Origin of the sequence: Carboxydocella sp. ULO1 (genome assembly GCF_002049255.1) — a bacterium.
In the GTDB taxonomy this organism is placed as follows: domain Bacteria; phylum Bacillota.
This window is the reverse complement of sequence record NZ_BDLQ01000076.1, coordinates 30,397-52,707: the sequence shown is the minus strand read 5'-3', so window position 1 is coordinate 52,707 and position 22,311 is coordinate 30,397. Positions and strand designations below refer to the sequence as shown.

22 protein-coding genes and 3 other annotated features (1 of these 25 only partly in view) are annotated in these 22,311 nt (G+C 51.8%); of the genes, 14 read left to right on the top strand and 8 right to left on the bottom strand.

Features of this window, described 5'->3' with window-relative positions; genetic code table 11:
• Positions 1 to 186, top strand: a binding site (T-box leader) (it extends 45 nt beyond the left edge of the window).
• Positions 187 to 234: 48 nt separating this feature from the next.
• The 7 genes from thrS (at position 235) to ULO1_RS09610 (ending at position 6,347) form a co-directional block, all read left to right on the top strand.
• Positions 235 to 2,154, top strand: a complete 1,920-nt coding sequence (thrS, locus tag ULO1_RS09640; protein ID WP_078665547.1) for a threonine--tRNA ligase — start codon at positions 235 to 237, stop codon at positions 2,152 to 2,154.
• A 33-nt stretch (positions 2,155 to 2,187) separates the two neighbouring features.
• Positions 2,188 to 2,322, top strand: a sequence feature (ribosomal protein L20 leader region).
• A 36-nt stretch (positions 2,323 to 2,358) separates the two neighbouring features.
• Positions 2,359 to 2,856: a translation initiation factor IF-3 gene (gene infC, locus ULO1_RS09635; protein WP_242946648.1), complete on the top strand. Its 498-nt coding sequence runs from the start codon at positions 2,359 to 2,361 to the stop codon at positions 2,854 to 2,856.
• 16 nt (positions 2,857 to 2,872) lie between these two features.
• Entirely contained in the window at positions 2,873 to 3,067 is a 195-nt protein-coding gene (rpmI, locus tag ULO1_RS09630) for a 50S ribosomal protein L35 (protein WP_078665549.1), read from the top strand.
• Between the two features lie 15 nt (positions 3,068 to 3,082).
• Positions 3,083 to 3,436, top strand: coding sequence for a 50S ribosomal protein L20 (gene rplT, locus ULO1_RS09625; protein WP_078665550.1), 354 nt, complete (start codon positions 3,083 to 3,085; stop codon positions 3,434 to 3,436).
• A gap of 101 nt (positions 3,437 to 3,537) precedes the next feature.
• Entirely contained in the window at positions 3,538 to 4,881 is a 1,344-nt protein-coding gene (locus ULO1_RS09620; RefSeq protein ID WP_078665551.1) for a TrkH family potassium uptake protein, read from the top strand.
• Positions 4,882 to 4,896: 15 nt separating this feature from the next.
• Entirely contained in the window at positions 4,897 to 5,547 is a 651-nt protein-coding gene (locus ULO1_RS09615; protein WP_078665552.1) for a TrkA family potassium uptake protein, read from the top strand.
• A gap of 2 nt (positions 5,548 to 5,549) precedes the next feature.
• Positions 5,550 to 6,347, top strand: a complete 798-nt coding sequence (locus ULO1_RS09610) for an RNA methyltransferase (protein WP_079933463.1) — start codon at positions 5,550 to 5,552, stop codon at positions 6,345 to 6,347.
• A gap of 99 nt (positions 6,348 to 6,446) precedes the next feature.
• Here the strand turns inward: ULO1_RS09610 and glgP are convergent, their stop codons facing one another.
• The 4 genes from glgP to phnD form a co-directional block, all read right to left on the bottom strand.
• Positions 6,447 to 8,162, bottom strand: a complete 1,716-nt coding sequence (gene glgP, locus ULO1_RS09605; RefSeq protein ID WP_376738161.1) for an alpha-glucan family phosphorylase — start codon at positions 8,160 to 8,162, stop codon at positions 6,447 to 6,449.
• A 61-nt stretch (positions 8,163 to 8,223) separates the two neighbouring features.
• Complete coding sequence (gene phnE / locus ULO1_RS09600) at positions 8,224 to 9,072, bottom strand: phosphonate ABC transporter, permease protein PhnE (RefSeq protein ID WP_200805668.1); 849 nt, start codon at positions 9,070 to 9,072, stop codon at positions 8,224 to 8,226.
• Positions 9,065 to 9,808: a phosphonate ABC transporter ATP-binding protein gene (locus tag ULO1_RS09595; RefSeq protein ID WP_079933461.1), complete on the bottom strand. Its 744-nt coding sequence runs from the start codon at positions 9,806 to 9,808 to the stop codon at positions 9,065 to 9,067. The genes phnE and ULO1_RS09595 overlap by 8 nt, the downstream gene beginning before the upstream one ends.
• Complete coding sequence (gene phnD, locus ULO1_RS09590) at positions 9,805 to 10,686, bottom strand: phosphate/phosphite/phosphonate ABC transporter substrate-binding protein (protein ID WP_159446873.1); 882 nt, start codon at positions 10,684 to 10,686, stop codon at positions 9,805 to 9,807. Before phnD ends, ULO1_RS09595 begins: the two co-directional genes overlap by 4 nt.
• 163 nt (positions 10,687 to 10,849) lie before the next feature.
• Positions 10,850 to 11,111: a binding site (T-box leader), on the top strand.
• Positions 11,112 to 11,160: 49 nt separating this feature from the next.
• On the opposite strand from phnD, the gene aroF reads away from it, so the two are divergent.
• From aroF to hcp, 5 genes are all read left to right on the top strand, one after another.
• Positions 11,161 to 11,970, top strand: a complete 810-nt coding sequence (gene aroF, locus ULO1_RS09585) for a 3-deoxy-7-phosphoheptulonate synthase (RefSeq protein ID WP_079907358.1) — start codon at positions 11,161 to 11,163, stop codon at positions 11,968 to 11,970.
• A 14-nt stretch (positions 11,971 to 11,984) separates the two neighbouring features.
• On the top strand, positions 11,985 to 13,007 hold the full coding sequence (gene pheS / locus ULO1_RS09580) for a phenylalanine--tRNA ligase subunit alpha (RefSeq protein ID WP_200805667.1): 1,023 nt from the start codon (positions 11,985 to 11,987) through the stop codon (positions 13,005 to 13,007).
• Between the two features lie 17 nt (positions 13,008 to 13,024).
• Positions 13,025 to 15,451, top strand: coding sequence for a phenylalanine--tRNA ligase subunit beta (pheT, locus tag ULO1_RS09575; protein WP_079907356.1), 2,427 nt, complete (start codon positions 13,025 to 13,027; stop codon positions 15,449 to 15,451).
• Between the two features lie 308 nt (positions 15,452 to 15,759).
• Entirely contained in the window at positions 15,760 to 16,206 is a 447-nt protein-coding gene (locus tag ULO1_RS09570) for a hypothetical protein (RefSeq protein WP_079907355.1), read from the top strand.
• A 112-nt stretch (positions 16,207 to 16,318) separates the two neighbouring features.
• Positions 16,319 to 17,602 (top strand): hydroxylamine reductase, encoded by a 1,284-nt coding sequence (gene hcp / locus ULO1_RS09565; RefSeq protein ID WP_078665561.1) that lies wholly within the window; start codon positions 16,319 to 16,321, stop codon positions 17,600 to 17,602.
• Positions 17,603 to 17,658: 56 nt separating this feature from the next.
• Here hcp and ULO1_RS09560 read toward each other — a convergent pair whose 3' ends face one another.
• The 4 genes from ULO1_RS09560 to ULO1_RS09545 are packed head-to-tail and all read right to left on the bottom strand — an operon-like array spanning position 17,659 to position 20,100.
• Positions 17,659 to 18,255 (bottom strand): DUF1641 domain-containing protein, encoded by a 597-nt coding sequence (locus ULO1_RS09560; protein ID WP_079933459.1) that lies wholly within the window; start codon positions 18,253 to 18,255, stop codon positions 17,659 to 17,661.
• A 15-nt stretch (positions 18,256 to 18,270) separates the two neighbouring features.
• Entirely contained in the window at positions 18,271 to 19,410 is a 1,140-nt protein-coding gene (locus ULO1_RS09555) for an NAD(P)/FAD-dependent oxidoreductase (protein ID WP_079933458.1), read from the bottom strand.
• A gap of 35 nt (positions 19,411 to 19,445) precedes the next feature.
• The gene (locus tag ULO1_RS09550) at positions 19,446 to 19,685 is read right to left on the bottom strand and encodes a sulfurtransferase TusA family protein (RefSeq protein ID WP_079933457.1); all 240 of its coding nucleotides are present in this window, start codon (positions 19,683 to 19,685) and stop codon (positions 19,446 to 19,448) included.
• Positions 19,686 to 19,704: 19 nt separating this feature from the next.
• Positions 19,705 to 20,100, bottom strand: coding sequence for a DsrE/DsrF/DrsH-like family protein (locus ULO1_RS09545; protein ID WP_078665565.1), 396 nt, complete (start codon positions 20,098 to 20,100; stop codon positions 19,705 to 19,707).
• 474 nt (positions 20,101 to 20,574) lie between these two features.
• On the opposite strand from ULO1_RS09545, the gene ULO1_RS09540 reads away from it, so the two are divergent.
• On the top strand, positions 20,575 to 20,919 hold the full coding sequence (locus ULO1_RS09540; RefSeq protein ID WP_079906490.1) for a Smr/MutS family protein: 345 nt from the start codon (positions 20,575 to 20,577) through the stop codon (positions 20,917 to 20,919).
• Between the two features lie 71 nt (positions 20,920 to 20,990).
• Positions 20,991 to 22,229, top strand: a complete 1,239-nt coding sequence (locus ULO1_RS09535; RefSeq protein WP_079933456.1) for an Nramp family divalent metal transporter — start codon at positions 20,991 to 20,993, stop codon at positions 22,227 to 22,229.
• Positions 22,230 to 22,311: the final 82 nt, after the last annotated feature.

Here is a 22,311-nt window from a genome sequence, read left to right as displayed (position 1 = left end):
GAGGCGGGGTCACCGGCTGCAAGCCCTGCTAAGGAGAGGAGCAGATGAAACCACCCCGGAGTGCCGTTGCCAAAACCGGTTGGTGAGTAGTGACGGACGGCGCCCGCCGTTATCGGGATGGAGAGGTTTTGCCAGCTGGCAAAACAATTTGGGTGGAACCGCGGAAGCAGAGCTTTCGTCCCATAGGGATGAAAGCTTTTTATTTTTGGTCTGCAGAAAAAGGGGGTTTAATCAATGGCTGAACAGTTAGAGATTACTTTGAAAGATGGCTCAGTGCGAGAGTATCCGCAGGGAACTACAGTAGCAGAGGTAGCGGCCAGTATCGGCCGGGGTTTGGCCAAAGCCGCTCTGGCGGGGAAAATGAATGACAGGATTATCGATTTGCATCAGCCTTTACCTGGTTCGGGGGCGCTGGAGATTATCACAGCTGAGAGCCCGGAAGCGCTGGAAATCCTGCGCCATAGTGCCGCTCATATTATGGCGGCTGCCGTGCAGAAACTTTACCCTGGTACTAAATTTGGGATTGGTCCGGCCATTGCCGATGGTTTTTACTATGACTTTGACAGCCCCCATACCTTTACTCCCGAGGATTTTGCCGCTATCGAGGCGGAAATGGCCCGATTGGTCAAAGAGGATTTGCCCTTTATCCGTAAGGAAATCAGCCGGGAGGAGGCGCTGGCCCTGTTCGGGAAACGGGGAGAAATCTACAAGGTGGAGATCATCAATGACCTGCCGGAAGATGCGGTGATCAGCATTTACCAGGTGGGGGATTTTGTTGACCTCTGTGCCGGGCCCCATTTGCCCTCCAGTGGCCGGATCAAGGCTTTCAAGATCATGAGCATTGCCGGAGCCTACTGGCGGGGCAGTGAAAAGAACAAGATGCTGCAGCGCCTTTATGCTACTGCCTTTTTCAAAAAGGAAGACCTGGAACAGTATCTGTTCCGGCTGGAAGAGGCCAAACGCCGGGATCATCGCAAAATCGGCCAGGAATTGAAGCTGTTTGATATTATGGATGAAGGCCCTGGTTTTCCTTTCTTCTTCCCCAAAGGGATGATAATTCGCAATGAACTGGAGAGTTTCTGGCGGGAAGAGCATCGCAAGGCGGGTTATCAGGAAATCCGTACTCCTATCATTCTGAACCGGCAGCTCTGGGAGCGTTCTGGCCACTGGGCCCACTACAAAGAAAATATGTATTTTACTAAAATCGATGACGAAGATTATGCTGTCAAACCGATGAACTGTCCTGGAGCTATTCTGGTCTACCGGTCCCAGCTCCATTCCTATCGGGATTTGCCCTTGCGCTATGGGGAAATGGGGCTGGTCCATCGCCATGAAAAATCGGGGGTATTACATGGCTTGATGCGGGTGCGCTGTTTTACCCAGGATGATGCCCATATCTTCATGTTGCCAGAGCAGATTAAGGACGAAATTCTGGGAGTAATCGAGTTAATCGACAAATTTTACTCCACTTTCGGCTTCGAATACAAAGTGGAATTGTCCACCCGACCGGAGGACTCCATGGGGTCAGATGAGATCTGGGAGCTGGCTACCAGTGCCCTGCGGGAGGCGCTGGAGGCCAGAGGGATGGAATACAAGGTCAATGAAGGGGATGGCGCCTTTTACGGACCTAAAATTGACTTCCACCTCAAGGATTGCCTGGGACGGACCTGGCAGTGCGGTACCATTCAGCTGGACTTCCAGATGCCGGAGAAATTTGACCTGACCTATGTGGGTGAAGATGGGCAAAAACACAGGCCGGTAATGATTCACCGGGTGGTCTTTGGCTCTATCGAGCGTTTTATTGGCATTCTGACCGAACATTTTGCCGGGGCTTTCCCGGTGTGGCTGGCACCGGTTCAGGTTAAGCTGTTGACTGTAACCGACCGGGCCCGGGATTACGCCGTGAAACTGTATCAGCAGCTGCAGGGGGCTGGCATCCGGGTAGAGCTGGATGACCGCAATGAAAAGATTGGTTACAAAATCCGGGAGGCCCAGCTGGAGAAAGTCCCCTATATGCTGGTACTGGGGGACAGGGAAGTGGAAGCTGGTACCGTTGCCGTACGGCGTCGGGGCCAGGGAGATCTGGGCAGCATGACTCCGGAAGAACTGCAGGAAAGGGTCTTGCTGGAAATTCGGGAAAAAGCTCTTGACTAATCCCGGTCTGGATGTTATACTATGCTGAGTGAGACAACCAAGCAGAAGCCATCCGCTTCTCACCTCAGGACAGCGGGTCACTGAGGTTGATAGGGTCGAACATTACGGCTTGGCCGTAGAGTGAGGACTTTCAGGCGGATGGATATCCATCCGCCTTTTTGTAATTTCAGCAGGAGGTGACTGATTATTAGCAAGGAATTGCGTATCAATGAGGAGATCCGGGTCAAGGAAGTCCGCGTAGTGGACGAAAACGGGGAACAGCTGGGCATCATGCCTATCAAGGATGCCCTGCGCATTGCGGCCGAGCGTAATCTCGACCTGGTGGAGGTGGCTCCTACTGCCAAACCGCCGGTGTGCCGGATTATGGATTACGGCAAATACCGTTATGAGCAGTCTAAACGGGAAAAGGAAGCCCGGAAAAAACAGAAAGTGATCAGTGTTAAGGAAATTAAGCTGCGTCCCAGTATTGAGCAGCATGATTTTGAAGTTAAAGCCAATCATGTCCTGCGCTTTCTGAAGGATGGCGACAAAGTCAAGGCCACCATCATGTTCCGGGGCCGGGAAATCACTCACCCCGAGCTGGGCCAACAGCTGCTGGAACGGCTGGCCGACTATGTCCGGGACTATGCCGTTGTGGAACGGGCCCCCAAAGTGGAAGGCAGGAATATGATAATGATTCTTGCACCAAAACAACACGACTAGGGAGGAGGATCCTGCTATGCCGAAGATGAAAACCCACCGCGGTGCAGCTAAACGTTTCAAGAAAACCGGAACTGGAAAGTTCAAAAGAAGAAGAGCTTTCCACAGCCATATTCTGGAGAAGAAAGCTCCGGCTCGCAAGCGCCGTTTGCGCACTGCTACAGTAGTTGACAAAACCAATGAAAGAAAACTGCGGGTCTTGTTGCCCTACTAAAGGAGGTAAAGGTCAATGCCGCGCGTTAAAGGTGGTACCGTAACACGGAGAAGACATAAAAAGATTTTGAAACTGGCCAAAGGCTACTGGGGTGCTAAGTCCAAGAAATTCCGCATGGCTAACCAGCAGGTGATGAAGTCCCTGATGTATGCCTACCGGGACCGGAAGGATCGCAAGGGCGAATTCCGCAAACTGTGGATTGCCCGGATCAATGCTGCTGCCCGGATGAATGGCATCTCCTATAGCCGCTTGATCAATGGCCTGAAAAAGGCCGGTATCGAAATCAACCGGAAGATGCTGGCCGACCTGGCTGTCAATGATATGCAGGCTTTCAGCCAGCTGGTGGAAAAAGCCAAGGCCAGCCTGTAATTGCAAGCTGAATACCGGGTAAGAATAAAAAAGGGTATGGCATTGCCATGCCCTTTACATCTATGACGAAAAACCCTGAAAAAACCGGGGAGGCTCATTTTATGCGAAGGATTTGGACCTGGCTGACAGCTCCGGCCAGGGTACTGGTAATTGGTTTTGCAACTGTTATTTTGCTGGGTGCTTTCCTGCTTACCTTACCCATTGCCACTAAAAACGGGCAGGGCTTAGCTTTTGTGGATGCCCTGTTTGAAGCCACTTCAGCCGTTTGCGTAACTGGCCTGGTTGTGGTGGATACAGCCACCACCTTTACCCTGTTTGGGCAGATTGTGTTGCTCAGCCTTATTCAAATAGGGGGATTGGGCTTTATGACCATGACCGCCTACATCTTTGTTTTGCTGGGGCGGAAAATTGGGTTAAAGGAACGGATCCTGATCAGGGAATCTCTGAACCAGTGGTCATTACAGGGGATGGTCAAGCTGGCCCGGTATGTGCTGGTTACCACAATTATCATTGAAGGCACAGGTGCCCTTTTGATTGCGTATTTTCTGCATGAGCGCCTGGGCTGGGGACAAGCTCTCTGGTATGGCATCTTTCATGGTATAAGTGCATTTTGCAATGCCGGGTTTGACCTGTTCGGCAATTTTTCCAGTCTTACCAGTGAAGTGGGTAACTGGGGCCTCAATCTGACGGTGATGGCTCTGATTACCCTGGGCGGTTTGGGCTTTGCTGTTATTGCTGAAATTCACCGGGGGAAACACCGGAAATGGAAACAGTTGTCCCTGCACAGTAAAATGGTTTTTGCTATATCTTCGGCTCTGGTGATCATTGGTGCGGTTGCCGTGTATTTTCTGGAATTCAGTAACCCCTTTACTTTGCGGCCCCTGGCCTGGGATACCAAAATTCTGGCCAGTCTCTTTCAGGCAGTTACCCCGCGTACTGCCGGTTTTAATACCCTGGATCTGGCCCATATCCGTCCGACTACGGTTATCATCCTGATTATGCTGATGTTTATCGGGGCTTCCCCGGGGTCGACCGGGGGCGGGATCAAGACCACCACCTTCGGAGCCCTGGCTGCGGCAGTCTGGTCTGTGGTAAGGGGCAAAACGGAAGTGGAAGTGTTTGAACGCCGTTTGGGCCAGGAAATAATCTACCGGGCCATGGCCATCACTGCCCTGGCCATTGGTGTAGTCAGTTTGGTCAGCATGATTCTGACCGTCACAGAGGAAGCGGATTATCTTACTGTCCTGTTTGAGACAGTGTCTGCTTTCGGCACTGTGGGGTTAACCCTGGGGCTTACTCCTAAACTATCTCTGGCCGGGAAACTGCTGATCACCATGACTATGTTTATCGGGCGGCTGGGGCCCCTGACCATGTTTATGGCTCTGGCCCAGATGGAAAAGCCGAATCTGATCAGACATCCAGAAGAGAAGATTCTGGTGGGTTAAAAGGAGGCAGGCAAAATGCAACAATTTGCCGTTATTGGTTTGGGGCGTTTCGGCACCGCAATGGCTAAGACCCTGACGACTATGGGGCATGAGGTACTGGCGGTGGACAAGGATGAAGACCGGGTGCAGGAAATCCGCGATTTTGTTACCCATGCTGTGGAAGCGGACGTACTGGATGAAGCTGTCTTGCGGGAACTGGGCCTGACCAACTTCGACAAGGTTATCGTGGCGATCGGGGCCGATGTGCAGGCCAGCATTCTGGTTACTGTCATGCTGAAAGAAATGGGAGTAAAAAAAGTAATCGCCAAAGCCCAGAATGAACTGCATGGCAAGGTGCTGGCCAGGGTAGGAGCTGACCAGGTGGTATATCCGGAACGGGATATGGCCGTCAGGGTAGCGCAAAACCTGGTTTCCTGCAATGTGCTGGATCATATTGAACTTTCCCGGGATTACAGTATCCTGGAAATCATTGCCCCCGATGACCTGGTGGGGAAGACACTGGCGCAGTCCAATATTCGTAACAAGTACAAAGTTAACATCATGGCTATTAAGCGCGGGGAGGAAATCATCGTCGCTCCCGGCGGTCAGACCATGATTATGAATAATGATATCCTGGTAGTGATCGGAGATAACAAATCCCTGAAAAAACTGCGGATGGAGGGCTAAAAGTGATAATTACCTCCACAGCCAATCCGGAAATCAAGGAGCGGGCTCGCCTGCTGACAGCCAGAGGGCGCCGCGAACAGCAAGCTTTTCTGGTGGAAGGAGTGCGCTTGCTGGAAGAAGTCCTGAAAGCCGATTATCCGGTTACTAAAGTTTATTATACAGCTGCCGGGATTGGTAAAGAGCGGGGACAGGCCCTGTTTTGGCAGTTAAAGGAACGAGCCATTCCTTGCCAGGAGGTTAGTGAAGGGGTGCTGGCCAAACTCAGCGCCACTGAGACGCCGCAGGGTCTGGTGGCGGTGGTGCCGGTACGGCAGCAGGATTTTGCCCTCCCCCGGCTTGGGCGGGGAATAATACTGGTGCTGGATGGGATTCAGGATCCAGGTAATCTGGGGACCATCATTCGCACTGCCTTTGCCGCCGGTATCAGGGAGGTTTGGACCACTCCGGATAGCTGCGATCTGTATAATCCTAAAACGGTACGGGCCACCATGGGTGCCATCTTTCACCTGCCCTGCCGGGAGTTGACCGACATCCTGGCCGCTGTTCGGGCAGCAGCAGAACTGGGCTGGTGGGTAACAGCTACTGCCCTGGAAGGAGCAGTTCCCTATTACCGGTTAGACTGGCGACAGCCCCGCTTGCTTTTGCTGGGCAATGAAGGCCGGGGGTTGAGTCCTGAATTGCTGGCTCTGGCCCGGGAGCGGGTAACCATTCCCATGCCGGGAGGGGCCGAATCCCTGAATGTGGCTGTGGCTGCCGGTATCCTGATGTATGAAACTATTCGTCAGAACTCCGTCGTTTAGGCGGGGGTTTGCCCGCCGGGCCTCGGTGGGTGAAATGCTGCGCATAGCCAGGGAAAAAGGTAAAGGACTGTAAAAAAGAGCCCGGAGATGGGCTCTTTTTTAATGGGCGGCTTCCGGCAGCACAGACTGAAAAATATCCATACCTTCGGGAGTGATATGGATAAAGGTGCGTCGTTCAGGGTCACGACCCCCTTTGCTGTAGAGCTGTTCATAATATTCCCGGATCATACGATGGGCGGAGAATTTTTCCCGGGACATTTCGATACTGGCCCGCATCATCCGGCCCCAGCGGTCCTTGTCTTCATAGTAGGTGGGGATTACTTCATTGACCAGAATATGATAGAGGGCCTTCAGATCCTCGGTGTCCTGATCCCAGTGGGCGGCATTTTTCTCAATTACATGGTCCAGCAGCCAGCCGCTGATACCATGCTGGGGACCTTCGGCTACCCAGCCATCCACGACACTCAGGTTCAGCACTCCATTCATGGCAGCCTTCATGCCCGAAGTACCGCTGGCTTCTAAGGGCCGCCTGGGGTTATTGAGCCAGACATCACAGCCCTGAACCAGGTATTTGGCCACTTCCATGTTGTAGTTTTCCAGGAAGACGACGGCATCGCCAAAGCGGCGGTCCATTTTGACCAGGTCGGCGATAATATTTTTGCCATGTTCATCAGCAGGATGAGCTTTACCGGAAAAGACCAGTTGCAATTTGCCGTTCAGCAGCAGGGGCTCGATCAGGGAAGTATTGCGGAAAATCAGGTCCGAGCGTTTATACGGGGCAGCCCGCCGGGCAAATCCTACCAGCAGGGCACTGGGATTTAAAGGCGTACCGGTACGCTGGCGGATGAAATCGATTAAGCGCTGTTTGGCTGCCTGGTGGGCCGGCCAGAGACTTTGTCCCTTCTGATAGGCATCCCAGATGGCCGGATCCTGCCAGGTTCGATCATGTACTCCATTGGTGACGGAAATGATGGGGGCAGAATTGCTTATCTGCTTCCACATCCGGCGGGCTACTTCCCCGTGGATACGGGAGACTCCGTTAGCAATACAGGAGAGCCGCAAACCGGCTACCGTCATGCCAAAGGGATCGCCGCCGATCAGACGCATTTGCTCATAGGTAAGGCCATTATAGGCGCCCATAAATTGCAGGAGTCCGTGGTCATGCACCTCATTTCCGGCCGGAACCGGTGTATGGGTAGTAAAGACAATCTGGCGGCGGGCGGCCCGCCAGGCTTCCTGAAAAGAGAGGCCCTGGGCCATTTTTTCCCGGATCAGTTCCAGCCCGGCAAAAACCGCATGGCCTTCATTGAAATGATAAATATCCACTTCTATGCCCAGGGCCCTCAGAGCCCGCACTCCGCCGATACCCAGCACAATTTCCTGGGCCACCCGGTCCTGGTTTCTGCCGCCGTAGAGTTTGGAGGTAATCCAGCCGTGACGGCTGCCGGGATAGTTGGTGTCCAGCAGGTATAGGGGAGCATTGCCATACTGGTCCACTTTTTTGATGCGGCAAACCACTTCCTCGCCCCGCACATTCACGGTAACCGTTACACCTGTGTCCTGCAGGAAACTGTAGTCATAAGTCGGGAAAACATCATAGGGACGACCATCGGCCCCGATGTATTGTTCAGTATAATCCTGAGCCCAGAGGATACCGATACCTACTACCGGCAAGCCCATGTCCCGGGCCGCCTTGAGATAATCACCGGCTAAAATTCCCAGTCCACCGGCATAAATAGGGAGCTGGGGGTGAAGACCATATTCCATACAAAAATATGCTACCCTGGGCAGGGTTTTTTGTTGCTGGTACTGCAAAGTTTCTCGCCTCCTGTCTCCTTGATCAGCATTAGTTTTTCTAGAGGCGAAAAACATTATTCTATTCCAGTTCATCTTTGCAGGTGATTGGCTGGTTTAGCAGGCTGTTGCGGATAAATTGTCCCAGTAAATCCAGCCCCAGAACCAGGAGGAGAATAACCAGCACCAGAGTAGCTACTTCGTGATAGGCAAACAACTGCATGCTGAGGGTTAGCTGGGTACCGATCCCGCCGGCTCCCACAAAACCCAGGACGGTAGCAGCTCGCATGTTGCATTCCCAGCGAAAGAGGGTATAGGAGAGCAGTACCGGCAGATTTACAGGAATGCGGGCATAAAGCAGCACCGCCAGCTCAGAGGCGCCAGTAGCCCGCACCGTATCTACCAGCCGCTGGTCAGTCGCCTCAAGAATTTCGGCATAGAGTTTGCCCAGAATGCCCAGACTGTGGGTAGCCAGAGCCAGTACACCCGGAAAAGGGCCCAGACCGACAGCGGTGATAAAGATCAGGGCCCAGAGCAGCTCGGGGACGGCCCGGCAGAGATTCAAAAGCGAGCGGCTGAGATAATACAATCCCCAGCGCAGCAGCCAGGGCAGGGTTCCCTGCGCGACCCGGGAGAGCTCTTCACCCCGGGGCGGGGTAGCCAGGATAGTCAGGGGAATGGCTCCCATGATTGCCAGGGCGGTACCGGCAGTGGAAATAGCCAGGGTTTCCAGCAGAAGTTTGCCCACAGTTCTGAGAAATTCCGGGCTGAAATCCGGGGGCCAGAGGCCCAGCAGAAAGGCCTGCATGTTCTTCAGGTTACCGGCTTCCCGGAAAGCAGCGGGCTGGAATTTAGTATAGCTGAAACTCCAGCTGACCAGCAGCAGCAGAAAGAGGATCAGAGTCAGATGGCGCATCATTCGCTTAAGCATCAGCCCACCTCCCCGGTCCGGGGAAAGCCTCCGGTGGGCCATCATAGACCAGCTGGCCTCTGTGCAAGACCAGCAGACGCTGACAGTAGGTCAGGGCAAAGTCCACCTGGTGCAGGTTGAACAACAGGGTGGTACCGTGATTTTCGTTGAGTTCCCGAAGGGTATTGAGCAAAAGATGGGCAGTGTTGATATCCACCGAAGCAATGGGTTCATCAGCCAGGATAATTTGCGGCCGGGCCAGGATGGTACGGGCAATCGCTACCCGTTGCTGCTGACCCCCGGAAAGTTCACTGGCCTTCACTTCCAGTTTATCGGCCAGACCGACACTGGCCAGTACTGCCTGGATTTCCTCCCGTTCCCGGGCAGTCAGCCACCAGAGGGAGCGCCAGACCTGCCAGGGAGAGATACTGCCCAGACGGCCCATGTTGACATTGTGGGCAACACTAAGTTCCGAAATCAGATTATAGTTTTGATAGATCAGGGAGATACGGGTGCGAAGCTGGCGCAATTCCCGATGGCTGAGCCTGTCCAGGTCCTGCCCCAGCACCGAGATTCTGCCGGAAGTGGGTAATAGCGAGCCGTTTAAAAGCCGGAAAAGGGTGGTTTTCCCGGAGCCGCTGGGCCCGAGAATTCCCACCCGTTCTCCCGCCTGGATTGAAAAAGACACTTCTTTGAGGGCCTGGGTACCATTGCCATAGACCTTGCTGACATTCTCTACCTGTATGATCGGCTTCATTGTTTTAACAACCCCAGTCGTCTGGCTTCCTGTTCTACATAGGCGTAGTCTTCGGCTTTAACCCTGGCAAAGCCTTCAGCCCGTAAAAGCTTGAGCAACTCCGGATCTTTGATGCTGAGAAAAGCGTCCACTATTTTTGCTTCCAGCTGAGGGTCCATGCTGTCCTGGACACACCAGGGATACCCTTCAATGGGGTCAGATTTGGCCAGAATACGGATTTTGTTTTTGTCGATTTTGCCATCTTCAATTAGCTTGTTCAAAATTCGGCCCTCCAGGCCGCCGGCATCCACTTTGCCATTCTGAACAGCCAGAGCAGTGGCATCATGTTTGCCGGTATAGATGATATTGGCGAAATCATCCGGTACCTTCAGCCCGGCCCGGTCCAGCATAATCCGTGGATACAGGGAACCGGAGGTGGAGTTAATATCCCCGAAGGCGAAGGTTTTGCCTTTCAAATCCTGCAGGGTTTTAATAGGGCTATTGGCCGGGGTAATAATCAGGCTGTAGTATTTGGTAGTTTTGGTTTCACTGTCAATCTCCGTGACGATAGGATGAATTTTCGCTTTTTGTTTGGCCTGTACATAGGTGAGACCGCCGAAATAGGCCATATCCAGTTTATCTGCAGCCATTGCTTCTACTACACCGGCATAGTTGGTGGCAACAAACAGCTCTACCGGCAGGCCCAGCTTTTCCTCGAGATATTTGCGGAAAGGCTCATATTTGGCTTTAATTTTCTCCGGGGCCTGGTTGGGTATGAGGCCGACCCGTAATACCTTGGGCTGCTCTTTCTTCTCACTGGTAGTGGCTGTTTGCTGGCTGCAAGCTGCGGACAGCAAGGCCACCAGTATGAGCAACAGGGTGAGTGCTTTTCTGTTCACAACCCTCATCTCCTTCAAGCTAATCTTATTTCATGGTTACTATAGCATAAATTACTTTTTTTCGTCCAATTAAAGTTTTTTATCAGATTGAGCTGGTGATAAATTTTGCTTATAACTTGACATTGAACGCGAAAATTGTATATAATACTCAGCAAACAAAACAATAAAAGCGATGACGGAGAAAAGTAGCACGGGTCATACCTCCCAGGGAGGCGGGGTCGGCGACTGGAAGCCCTGCCAGGTTAGCCGTAGCGAAGTTCCCTCCTGAGCAGCCAGCTGAACGCCATTTCGGCCAGTAGGTGCGGCCGGCCACCCTGACCGTTATCCCGGGGGGCATATCGGACTTACGGTCCCGTATGCTTAATGAGTGCCGGCTATCAGCCGGAAACTGGGTGGTACCGCGGAGCACAGGCTTCGTCCCATTATTTTGGGACGAAGCTTATTTTATTTCTAAAGCAAAAGGAGGGTCATGGGATGGAAATGCAGGTATTGAAAAACCCCAATCCTAAACCGGTGAAGGTGGGTGAGATCTTTTTTGGCGGCAGCCAGGTGGTGCCCATGGCCGGTCCTTGCGCCGTGGAAAGCCGTCAACAGGTTCTGGCCTGTGCTGAAGCGCTGCACAAATTAGGAATAAAAGTCATGCGCGGGGGTGCTTTTAAACCCCGTACCAGTCCCAGGGGGTTTCAGGGCCTGGGGGAAGCTGGCCTGGAATTACTGGCTGAAGCCAAGGCCAGATACGGACTTTTGCTGGTTTCGGAAGTAATCGATGAGGATTCCCTGCGGGCGGGAGCAGAGGTGCTGGATATCATCCAGATCGGTTCCCGCAATATGCAGAATTTCAGCCTTTTGCGCAAAGTCGGTCGCCTGGGTAAACCGGTACTCCTGAAGCGGGGCCTGGCGGCCACCCTGCAGGAATGGTTAGCGGCAGCCGAATACATTCTGGCGGAAGGCAATGATCAGATTATCCTCTGTGAACGGGGGATTCGCACCTTTGAACCGGCTACCCGCAATACCCTGGACCTGGGGGCGGTAGCCTGGCTCAAACAGGAAGTGGGTTTTCCGGTAGTGGTGGACCCCAGCCATGCCAGCGGGCAAAGACGGCTGGTGGGGCCGCTGGCCCGGGGAGCGGTAGCCTGTGGTGCTGATGGGCTTTTGATTGAAGTGCATCCGGAGCCTGACCAGGCTTTGTGTGATGGGCAACAATCCCTCAATTTCGAGCAATTTGCCCGCCTCTTACAGGAACTGGAGCCTGTGGCGAGGGCGGTTGGAAAAAGTTTGGCATAAGGAGGAAAGCGACTGTGCGGCAACAACTGGAGCAAATGGAACAGACGGCCCTGCAGGAAATCAGCGGGGTTCAGGACCTGAACGCATTAAATGAAATACGGGTAAAATATCTGGGCAAGAAAGGGGAACTGACTCAAATCCTGCGCGGCATGGGAACACTAAGCCCGGAAGAGCGGCCGGTCATCGGCCAGCTGGCCAATACGGTAAGGGAGCGATTGGAGTCAGCTCTGGAGAGAAAAACCGCTGAGCTGAAGGAAAAAGCCAAACAGGAAAGGCTGGCCCGGGAAAAAATTGATGTTACTTTACCCGGCCGCCCGGTATTAAGAGGCCATAAGCATCCTCTCACCCAGGTGCTGGAGGAAATCCAGGAAATCTTCATGGGTATGGGCTTTGCCGTGGCGGAGGGCCCGGAAGTAGAATATGACTACTATAATTTCGAAGCATTGAATATCCCCAGGGATCATCCGGCCCGGGATATGCAGGATTCCTTTTATGTAACCTCGGAAATTCTGCTGCGTACCCATACTTCACCGGTACAGGTACGTACCATGGAGGCCATGCGGCCTCAGGTGCCAGTGAAAATTATCGCTCCGGGCAAAGTCTATCGACGCGATGATGATGCTACCCATTCTCCCATGTTCCACCAGGTGGAGGGGCTGGTGATAGATCGCGATATTTCTTTTGCCCATCTCAAGGGTACGCTGCTACTGTTCGCCCGGCAAATGTTCGGACCGGAGCGGGAAATCCGCCTCCGCCCCAGTTTCTTTCCCTTTACTGAACCCAGTGCCGAGGTGGATATTTCCTGTATGATGTGCGGCGGTGCGGGCTGCCGGGTTTGCAAAGGGACAGGGTGGCTGGAGATTTTAGGGGCCGGGATGGTTCACCCCAATGTACTGGCCATGTCCGGCTATAATCCCGAGGAAGTGACTGGCTTTGCCTTTGGCATGGGGGTAGAGCGGATCGCTATGCTGAAATACGGTATCGATGACCTGCGCCTGCTCTTTGATAATGACTTGCGTTTCCTGCAACAATTTTAGACTGGAGGGAAGAGAGAGTGCGTGTTTCCTTTAACTGGTTACAGGAATATGTGGATTTGACGGGGATTACCCCCGAGGAACTGGCAGAAAAAATGACCCGTTCCGGGGTAGCAGTGGAAAACCTGCACTACCGGGGGGAAGGGATAGAAAAGGTAGTCGTGGGCCGGGTGGAAAAGATTGAAGCCCATCCCAATGCCGATAAGCTGCGGATTTGCCAGGTCAATGTCGGGGAAGCTGAGTGGCTGCAAATCGTTACCGGTGCCACCAATGTCCAGGCCGGGGATGTGGTGCCCGTGGCCCTGGTGGGAGCGCGGCTGCCGGGGGATATCAAAATCAAGCGGGGCAAACTCAGAGGGATAGAGTCCAATGGCATGCTCTGTTCCGGAGAAGAACTGGGGATTGAAAAACGATTGCTGCCGGAAGGACAACAGGACGGGATCCTGATTCTGCCTCCGGACATCCCCCTGGGAGCAGATATCAAGGAAATTCTGGGCTTAAATGATGTGGTTCTGGAGCTGGAACTCACCCCCAACCGGTCGGATTGCCTGTCCATGCTGGGAGTAGCCTATGAGGTGGCGGCTTTACTGGGCCGGGAAGTGCGCCTGCCGGCCCTGGATTACCGGGAATACCAGCCGGGGGCAGCGGAACAGGTCCAGGTGGATATCGTTGCTGCTGATCTATGTAAACGCTACACAGCAACGGTTATTCGGGAAGTCAAGCTGGGGCCTTCACCCCTATGGCTGCAAAATCGTTTGCAAGCAGCGGGAGTACGTCCCATCAACAATGTGGTGGATATTACCAACTATGTCATGCTGGAACTAGGCCAACCCCTGCATGCTTTCGATTATGATACCTTGCAGGGACAGCGGATTGTGGTGCGGCGGGCAGCAGAGGGCGAAGAGCTGACCACTTTGGACGGGCAAGAGCGGACGCTGAGCAATGATGACCTGGTCATTGCCGACAGCCAGCGGGCCGTGGCTCTGGCCGGGGTCATGGGTGGACTGGATACTGAGGTAACAGCGGCTACCAGCCATATTCTGCTGGAATCGGCCTGGTTTGCCGGAGCCACTGTGCGCCGGACCTCCCGCAAACTGGGGCTGAGGTCAGAAGCATCCCTGCGCTTTGAAAAGGGACTGGATCCTGAGCTGGCACCATTAGCTGCCCGGCGGGCGGCCCATTTGCTGGAACGGCTGGCTGGCGGGCAAGTGGCAGCCGGTATGGTTGATGTACAGGTGGAAAAGTGGCAGGCACCGGTGATCAGGCTGAAAACCCAGCGGGTTAATTCCTATCTGGGGCTGCAGCTGACCTCTGCAGAAATTGCTGAGCTGCTGGAACGCCTGGGTTTGACCGTGAACGAAGCGGAACCGGGCGTACTGGTAGTAACAGTTCCCAGCCGGCGCCAGGACCTGAGCATTGAAGCTGATCTGATTGAGGAAGTAGCCCGGCTCTATGGCTACGACCGCATTCCTACTGATTTGCCGGTAATGGCTACCACCCAGGGACGCTTGAAGCGGGAACAGGCCCTGGCGGCCCGGGTGCGGGACTATCTGGTCGGAGCGGGCCTGACGGAAGTGATCAATCTCAGCTTTGCCAATCCCGGCCAGCTGGAGAAGTTGAACCTGCCCCAGGGCAGTCCCCTGGCCCGGGCGGTAGTAATCCAGAATCCTCTCAGTGAGGAAGCATCACAAATGCGGACCACTCTCCTGCCGGGCCTGCTGGAGACAGCGCGACGCAATTATAACCGGCGGCTCAGGGAAATGGCCATTTTTGAACAGGGTCATGTTTTCCTGCCCCTGGGGGAAGGAGAATTGCCACGGGAAAGCCTGGAGCTGGCCTTCCTGGGCCTGGGCAGCAGCCCTCGCAGCTGGCTGGGGGCAGGCCAGCCCTATGATTTCTACTGGGCCAAAGGCATTGCCGAGGGATTATTTCAGCTGTTAGGTATTACTGATGTACGCTGGCAGCCGGTGGATTTCCTGCCCACCTTCCATCCGGGCCGTACGGCACGGGCAGTAGCTGGCGGCCGGGAACTGGCCTTGATCGGGCAGCTTCACCCTGATGTGGTGGAAAACTATGAATTGAGCGGGGAGATTGTAACTGGCGAAATGTACCTGGAAAATCTCTTTGCTGTTGCAGGTGGAGTGAAACAATACCAGCCCCTGGCCCGCTTCCCCGGCATTGCCCGGGATTTGGCCCTGCTGGTACCGGTGGAAACCCCGGCGCAAGAACTGTTGCGGGTAGTGCGGGAACAGGGCGATGAAATCCTGGAGCGGGTGGAAATCTTCGATGTCTACCAGGGGACCCAGGTGCCGGCGGGATGGAAGAGCATGGCTCTCAGCCTCTATTACCAGGCGGCTGACCGTACCTTGACCGATGAAGAAGTAAATGCCCGGCAGGAGCGGATCCTGACTGCTGTAGCTGCGGAGTTTGGTGGCAAGCTGCGCTAGGCGGATTTTGTTCCGCGATGGGGGACATTTTCAGGAGCTGGCCAGAAGGACAGAAGGAGAATTAAAATGAGTGGTTTGGATAAAAATATAAAAAAAAACTCGGAAAATTTGCCCGCTGAGCTTTACCTGGCTATAGACGAAGCAGCTGGCATCCTGAAGGTGGATATTATTGAACTCAATTGACTACGCAATGGTAAATTAAGGCAAAGGATTGAAGAAGAGGGCAAGGAAATTTACTCTGTCCTTTAGTATCTTTCTACACCCCTCCGGCTACACTATTATTAAACAGCAAGGCTGGAGGGGTGTGTATGCAAATTGAGGCCTATTTTGGCAATCTCAAACGGGCCAGTGAAACGGTAGCCCGCTTGAAAGCTGCTGGCTTTAACAAAGTTTATATGGATATCAATGACCATTACAATGAAGACCTGAATGTGGACACCAATCTGGCCGGTGCTGAGGGAGCACCCAGTCTGGCTGGCCTGACTTTGCGCTCTGCCGCTCATGCGGTGGATATGAGCAAATCTCCCCTGGCAGCGGCCAGCCCCATGGCCAGTGGTTATGGGCGGTTCGAGGAAATAGCTGATGTTAACTGCAAGGTAATTGTGGAAGTAGAAGAGGGCAAAGCAGAAGAGGCGCGCCTGCTGTTACGCCAGGAAGGTGGCGAGTTGAAGGATCCAAATATCGCCCGACCGCGGATTATCGATGATACGGACATCCTGGATGCTGTGATTGATAATATCAGTAAAAACATCTAGTGCTGAAAAAACATTTAAAAGTGTGGCTGCGGTCACACTTTTTTTATTTGTTCTGTGTTACAATTTAACCAGAGCTTACCACTAAAAAAGATAAGAGGAGGATGATGAAAACATGTTCTGTTACCAGTGTGAACAAACCGCCGGCGGCAAAGGCTGCACCACTGTAGGGGTCTGTGGCAAAAACGAAGATATTGCGGCTCTGCAGGACCTGCTGGTCTTTGCCCTCAAAGGAATTGCTGCCTATGCCTATCATGCCCGGGAATTAGGTTATGTCGATGAAGAAATTGATGCTTTTATGGAAAAAGCAATGTTCACTACTCTTACCAACGTGGACTTTGACCTGAACCATCATATCGAAATGGTACTGGAAGCTGGTCGTATTAACCTGAAGGCTATGGAGCTGCTGGATAAGGCCAATACCGAACGGTTTGGTACTCCCGTACCTACCACTGTTGAAACCGGCAGCAAGCCTGGCCCTGGTATCCTGGTCACCGGCCATGACCTGCTGGATCTGTATGAGCTGTTGAAGCAAACTGAAGGCACCGGGATCAATATCTATACCCATGGTGAAATGCTGCCGGCCCATGCTTATCCGGAACTGAAGAAATTCCCCCACCTGGTGGGCAACTGGGGCACTGCCTGGCAGAACCAGAAAAAAGAATGGTCCGAGTTCCCTGGCGCTATCCTGGTAACCACTAACTGTGTGCTATTGCCAGCTGAAGCCTATAAAGACCGGATTTTCACCTGTGGTGTAGCGAAGCTGCCCGGTGTACCCCATATTCAGAACCGGGATTTCTCTCAGGTAATTGAAAAAGCCAAATCCCTGCCGCCCTTGCCGGAAGCGCCTAAAGGCACTCTTTCCACCGGTTTCCATCATGTGCCGGTACTGAGCCTGGCCGATAAGATCATTGAAGCGGTGAAAGCAGGCAAAATCAAGCACTTCTTCCTGGTAGGCGGCTGCGATGGTGCCAGGCCGGGACGTAACTACTACACTGAATTCGTGGAAAAGGCTCCTAAGGATACCGTTATTCTCACCCTGGCCTGTGGTAAATATCGCTTCAACCACCTGGATCTGGGAGACATTGATGGTATTCCCCGCCTGATCGATATCGGCCAGTGCAATAACGCCTACTCTGCGATCCAGATCGCGCTGGCCCTGGCTAATGCCTTTAACTGCGGAGTCAACGACCTGCCTCTGAGCCTGGTGCTGTCCTGGTTCGAGCAGAAGGCCGTTGCTATCCTGACCACCCTGCTCTACCTGGGTATCAAGAATATGCGCTTAGGTCCTACTCCTCCGGCTTTTGTGACTCCGAATGTATTCAAGGTCTTGCAGGAAAACTACAACCTGCAGCTGATCACCACTCCGGAAGAAGACCTGAAAGCGATTCTTGGCTAAGCAGGAAAACCCCCATCGGTTTACTGGACCGGTGGGGGTTTATATATATTTTTATCTTACCTTTCCAGACTCAAATGAGCTGAAAACTTTTTCAGGAATGAAACCAGCACATTCACACTCTTCTTGATATCAGGATCTGAATTCAACTGCCGTATTATAGCAAACATGCTTTTGGGTTGTTTGTTTTTGTTTTCTTCTATGGCTTCATTCAAAGAATTTATCATACCCAGTAAAAGCTCGCCGCCACCTAAAGCCAGTACTTGGTCCAGCATCGAAACTAATTCCACTACTTGTTTCAGAATATCAGTAACAACCCCTGCTGTAGAAGAATCTTTTACAGATTTTACTATTCCTACTAGTTCAATTAAAACCTCAAATGCGCCTGATTCCTGCAGTTTATTTACTTCAGCAATTAAAGACTGGAGGTTTTTACCGGCCTTTTGAACTTCTCGCAAAAGCTCAAGCATTTCCGGCGTATTTAATTCATCGGCAACTTCACCGATTTGAACCACGGTACTGACCAGGTTTTGCACTACCGAAGCATCCATTGAATCAATGGCGGCATTGAGAAGGCCTAACAGCTGATGGGTTTTTCCTGCTGCTTCAGAGTCATTTTGAACGATGTGTACAACATTTTGTGCGGGTTGGGACATGGTTCACCACCCCCTTTACATGATCCCACGAACGGATAACCAGTACAATTCATTGTAAGCAAGCTTAAACCAGTGCAACATTTCAGAAGATGGCATAGGTTGAGGTGGTGTCTTATAATCAAACCAAATATAGGTTGCATCATTCAAACCTGACTCAATAAAGCAAAACGCTTTACCGCTGTAACGATGAGAAGCAGGGAGTCCTTTTATCTGGCTAATAATATTTTTAACAACTACATCCGCCTGATAATGAGCAGTAGAACCAGCTTTACTTACTGGAAGATTGGTTGCATCACCTAAAACATAAACATTGTCTTGACCAATCATTTTTAAACTGTAACGGTCAGTGGGAATAAATCCGTCTTCATCTCCAATATTGGAATCCCTAACCACTTTTGCTCCGACATGCGCCGGTACGGAGATAAGCAAATCATAAGGATGCGCGGTTCCGTCCATGTTGTATGCCAGTTTTTTGTTTGGATCAACTTCTTCAAGATTAAAGAAAACTTCATACTCGATGCCGCGTTTTTCAAATTCCGCCTCTGCCCATTCGGCAACAGGTTCCAGAGAATGAACTCGGCCAATAGGATAAGTATACTTAAGTGTTACTTTATCGCGAATTCCTAAATCTCTGAACAGTTCATCTGCCATAAAAATCCACTCAAGCGGAGCAACAGGACACTTGTGTGGAACATCTATGGTCATTAAGATTGTACCACCTTTAAATTTGAAGAGTTCATCACGTAACTTCGCAGCACCTTCAGGCGTATAGAAATTATGTGAAGCCTCAGCCAGCCCGGGAACTGAATTGAAATCCGGGTACGACCCCGTTGCAATCACCAGAAAATCATAATTATAGGATTGTTTAGTAGTAGTTACAGTGTTGTTGGCTGTATCAATTTTTGTTGCTTCTTCGAGTATAAACTTAACCTTTGGATGTAAAAGATGTTTTTGTTCCCTGGAAAATTGCTCTAATGTGCCTTCGTTAAAGGACATAAACAAAAAACCAGGTTGATAAAGGTGCTGTTTTTTGTTCCCAATAACCAGCACTTCTACTTCGCCACTATATATTTCCTTTTGCATGGATTTTGCCAAGCGGTTGGCCACCATGCTACCAGCCACGCCACTCCCTAAAACGATAATGCGTTTGGCCATCAGGTTCACCTCCCTGTGCGAAAATAAAAAATAAATTACTTCAATTTTTTAACAGCTATACGCCAAAAATCCCCATCTTGCTTACTGTAAACAAGCTCATGTCCCATCTTGCTAACCCATTCCGGAACATCTTTAGCCGAACCACTGTCACTGGATAACAATTCGTATACTTCGCCAATGTTACCTCTTTTAATTGTTTTTACTAACTCCATCAATGGTCCTGGACAAAATGCACCACGAGCATCAATAGTTTTTGTAATTTGTACTTCAGACATATTATTACCCTCCTTCAATTTACATTACAATAATTTGACTGCCTACAGCTTTACCAAGGAAAGCAGTGACACCGATAATATCATCAAATACGTCTACTAAATCTTCTTTCTTCCATTCCATTAAGTCCATTGCCATTGCGCAACCGTATACATTACAGGTGCCCATATCTCTTGCATTTTCTAACAACTGATAAAAAAGTTCAACGTTCTTATTGAGCATCTCCTGGCCAATTTCACCGGTTTTGAAGTTTTTGGATTCAATTACATCTTTGCGGAAAGCTTTAAGTGCATCCATTGTTACAAAAATGTTTACTTCCATGCCGGATACGGCAGCTACTGAACTCACCAAGCAACCTGCATGTAATTTTTCCATTTCTCCGGAAATAAGGATAACAGTTAATTTTGGTTGTTCCATTTTATCTTCTCTCCTTTTTTAGTTTAGTTTTGTGAATCTTTTCAACCGCTTTTTTATTTGAAAAATTTTCTTACCTTTTTGAGATTCTCACCACCTTGATACATCTTAGATTGGTATTATGTAAGTTTTAATAAATTTCCCCCGTCACTTTATATTTTTGTTTTCATAAATTATTTGACGCAGGGAAAACTTTATCATACTACTTAATCCGTATTTTAAGTTATTACATATACCCCGTATATGTATTCTTTTATTATTATAATTCACTAAATTCGCTTTGTCAATCATTTATTGAAAAGTCAGCGCTGAAGCATGAAGTTTTTGAGAAGTCTTCTATTTTAGATAACTAACACTTTTTAATGTTTGCTAAGGTTCAAAGTTCTTAGGTATGATATTGCAAAAAAAAGAAGACACTACGACTCTTAAGAGTTAAAATAATGTTAGGGGAGATATTATGACACGAGGTGACCACTGATGGCGATTCTGGAAACAGCCAATATTGAGCAAGGCATGCCCACGGTGGAGCAGGCCCGGCTGCGCTTGCTGCAGGCCCTGCGGGGTGCCAAAGCCCGGCGGGCCAGGGCAGTAAAAGTAATCCACGGCTACGGTTCCAGTGGGGTGGGTGGCACTTTGCGGGGGGAAATGCAAAAAGCCCTGGCTGCTCACCGCCGCTCAGGCTTAATTCGTCACTTTGTTTCCGGTGATAAATGGTCCATCTTTACGCCGGAAGGGCGGAGGGCTCTGGAACTGGTGCCGGAACTGAAAGGGGACCGGGACCTGGACCGGGGTAATCCGGGAATAACGATTGTTATTTTGTAGGCAATAGCACCCTTTTACCCCCTCTGTCATAGGCTGAAATGAAGTCCTGACAGAACGGGGGGTGATGCCGGTTGAAGACAGCGACATATCTGGCAGCTGTACCTGCCCGCCGCAGCTGGCTATCCAGCCTGGGCCCGGCCGTGGTGGTAGCGGTGGCCTATGTCGATCCAGGCAATTTTGCTGCCAACCTGGAAGGGGGAGCCCGTTTCGGCTACAGCCTGCTCTGGGTACTGCTGCTCAGCAATTTAATGGCAATTTTTCTGCAGCGCCAGTCAGCCAAACTGGGGATTGGCGCCGGGAAAGACCTGGCCACACTGTGCGGGGAACAGTTTCGGCCAGGAGTCAATCGCCTGTTATGGTTACTGGCGGTAATCGCCGCTATGGCTACTGATCTGGCTGAATTTCTGGGAGCGGCTCTGGGGTTTTATTTGCTGCTGGGGGTTCCCCTCTGGCTGGCCGGGCTATTGACAGCGGTGGTGACTGTTTCCATTCTGGCCCTGGAACGCTATGGGCAAAGACTGCTGGAAATAGTGATAGGCACCATTGTAGCTTTAATTGGGTTCTGTTATGTGATAGAATTGTTTCTGGCCAAACCTGATTGGCCGCAGGTGCTGGCCCATACAGTAATTCCCCGTTTGCCTGCCGGCTCGATTCTGGTAGCGGTGGCTATGCTGGGGGCAACGGTAATGCCCCATGTAGTGTTTTTGCATTCTCAGCTGGTGCTGTACCGGCGCCCCCAGGGAGCATCTGCAGCTTTTTTACGCCAGCTGTTTCGCTGGGAATGCCGGGATATTGCCCTGGCCATGAATACCGCCTTTTTCATCAACTGGGCCATGGTGGTGGTGGCAGCGGCAGTTTTCCACCGGCAGGAGATTGCAGTAAACAGTCTGACCGGTGCTTACCACAGTTTACAGCCAATGCTGGGCAGTCTGGCCCAGCTGGTGTTTGGCATTGCCCTGCTGGCTTCCGGTCTTTCCTCCTCTGTGGTGGGGACGATGAGTGGCCAGCTGGTGCTAAAAGGCTTTATCGGCCTTGACCTGCCTGTGACCTGGCGACGGCTTCTGGTCATGGGCCCGGCTCTGGCGGTTTTGCTCTGGGCAGCCGATCCCCTGCAGGCCCTGGTGTTCAGCCAGGCGGTCTTGAGTTTTGCCCTGCCAGGGGCGATTGTGCCGCTGCTTCTGCTGACCCGGCGCCGGGATTTACTGGGGGAACTGGCGGACCGGCCCTGGGAACAGCTGCTGGGCTGGAGTGTGGTGACTGTGGTGCTGGCTTTTAACGGCATACTATTATTGAGCGGTTTTGGGGGGTGAGCCCCCCATTTCCCCTTTTCACAGAAAAAAGACCTTTACCCCGACCTGCAGTCGAGGTAAAGGTCTCGTTGCCCGTCCCCGG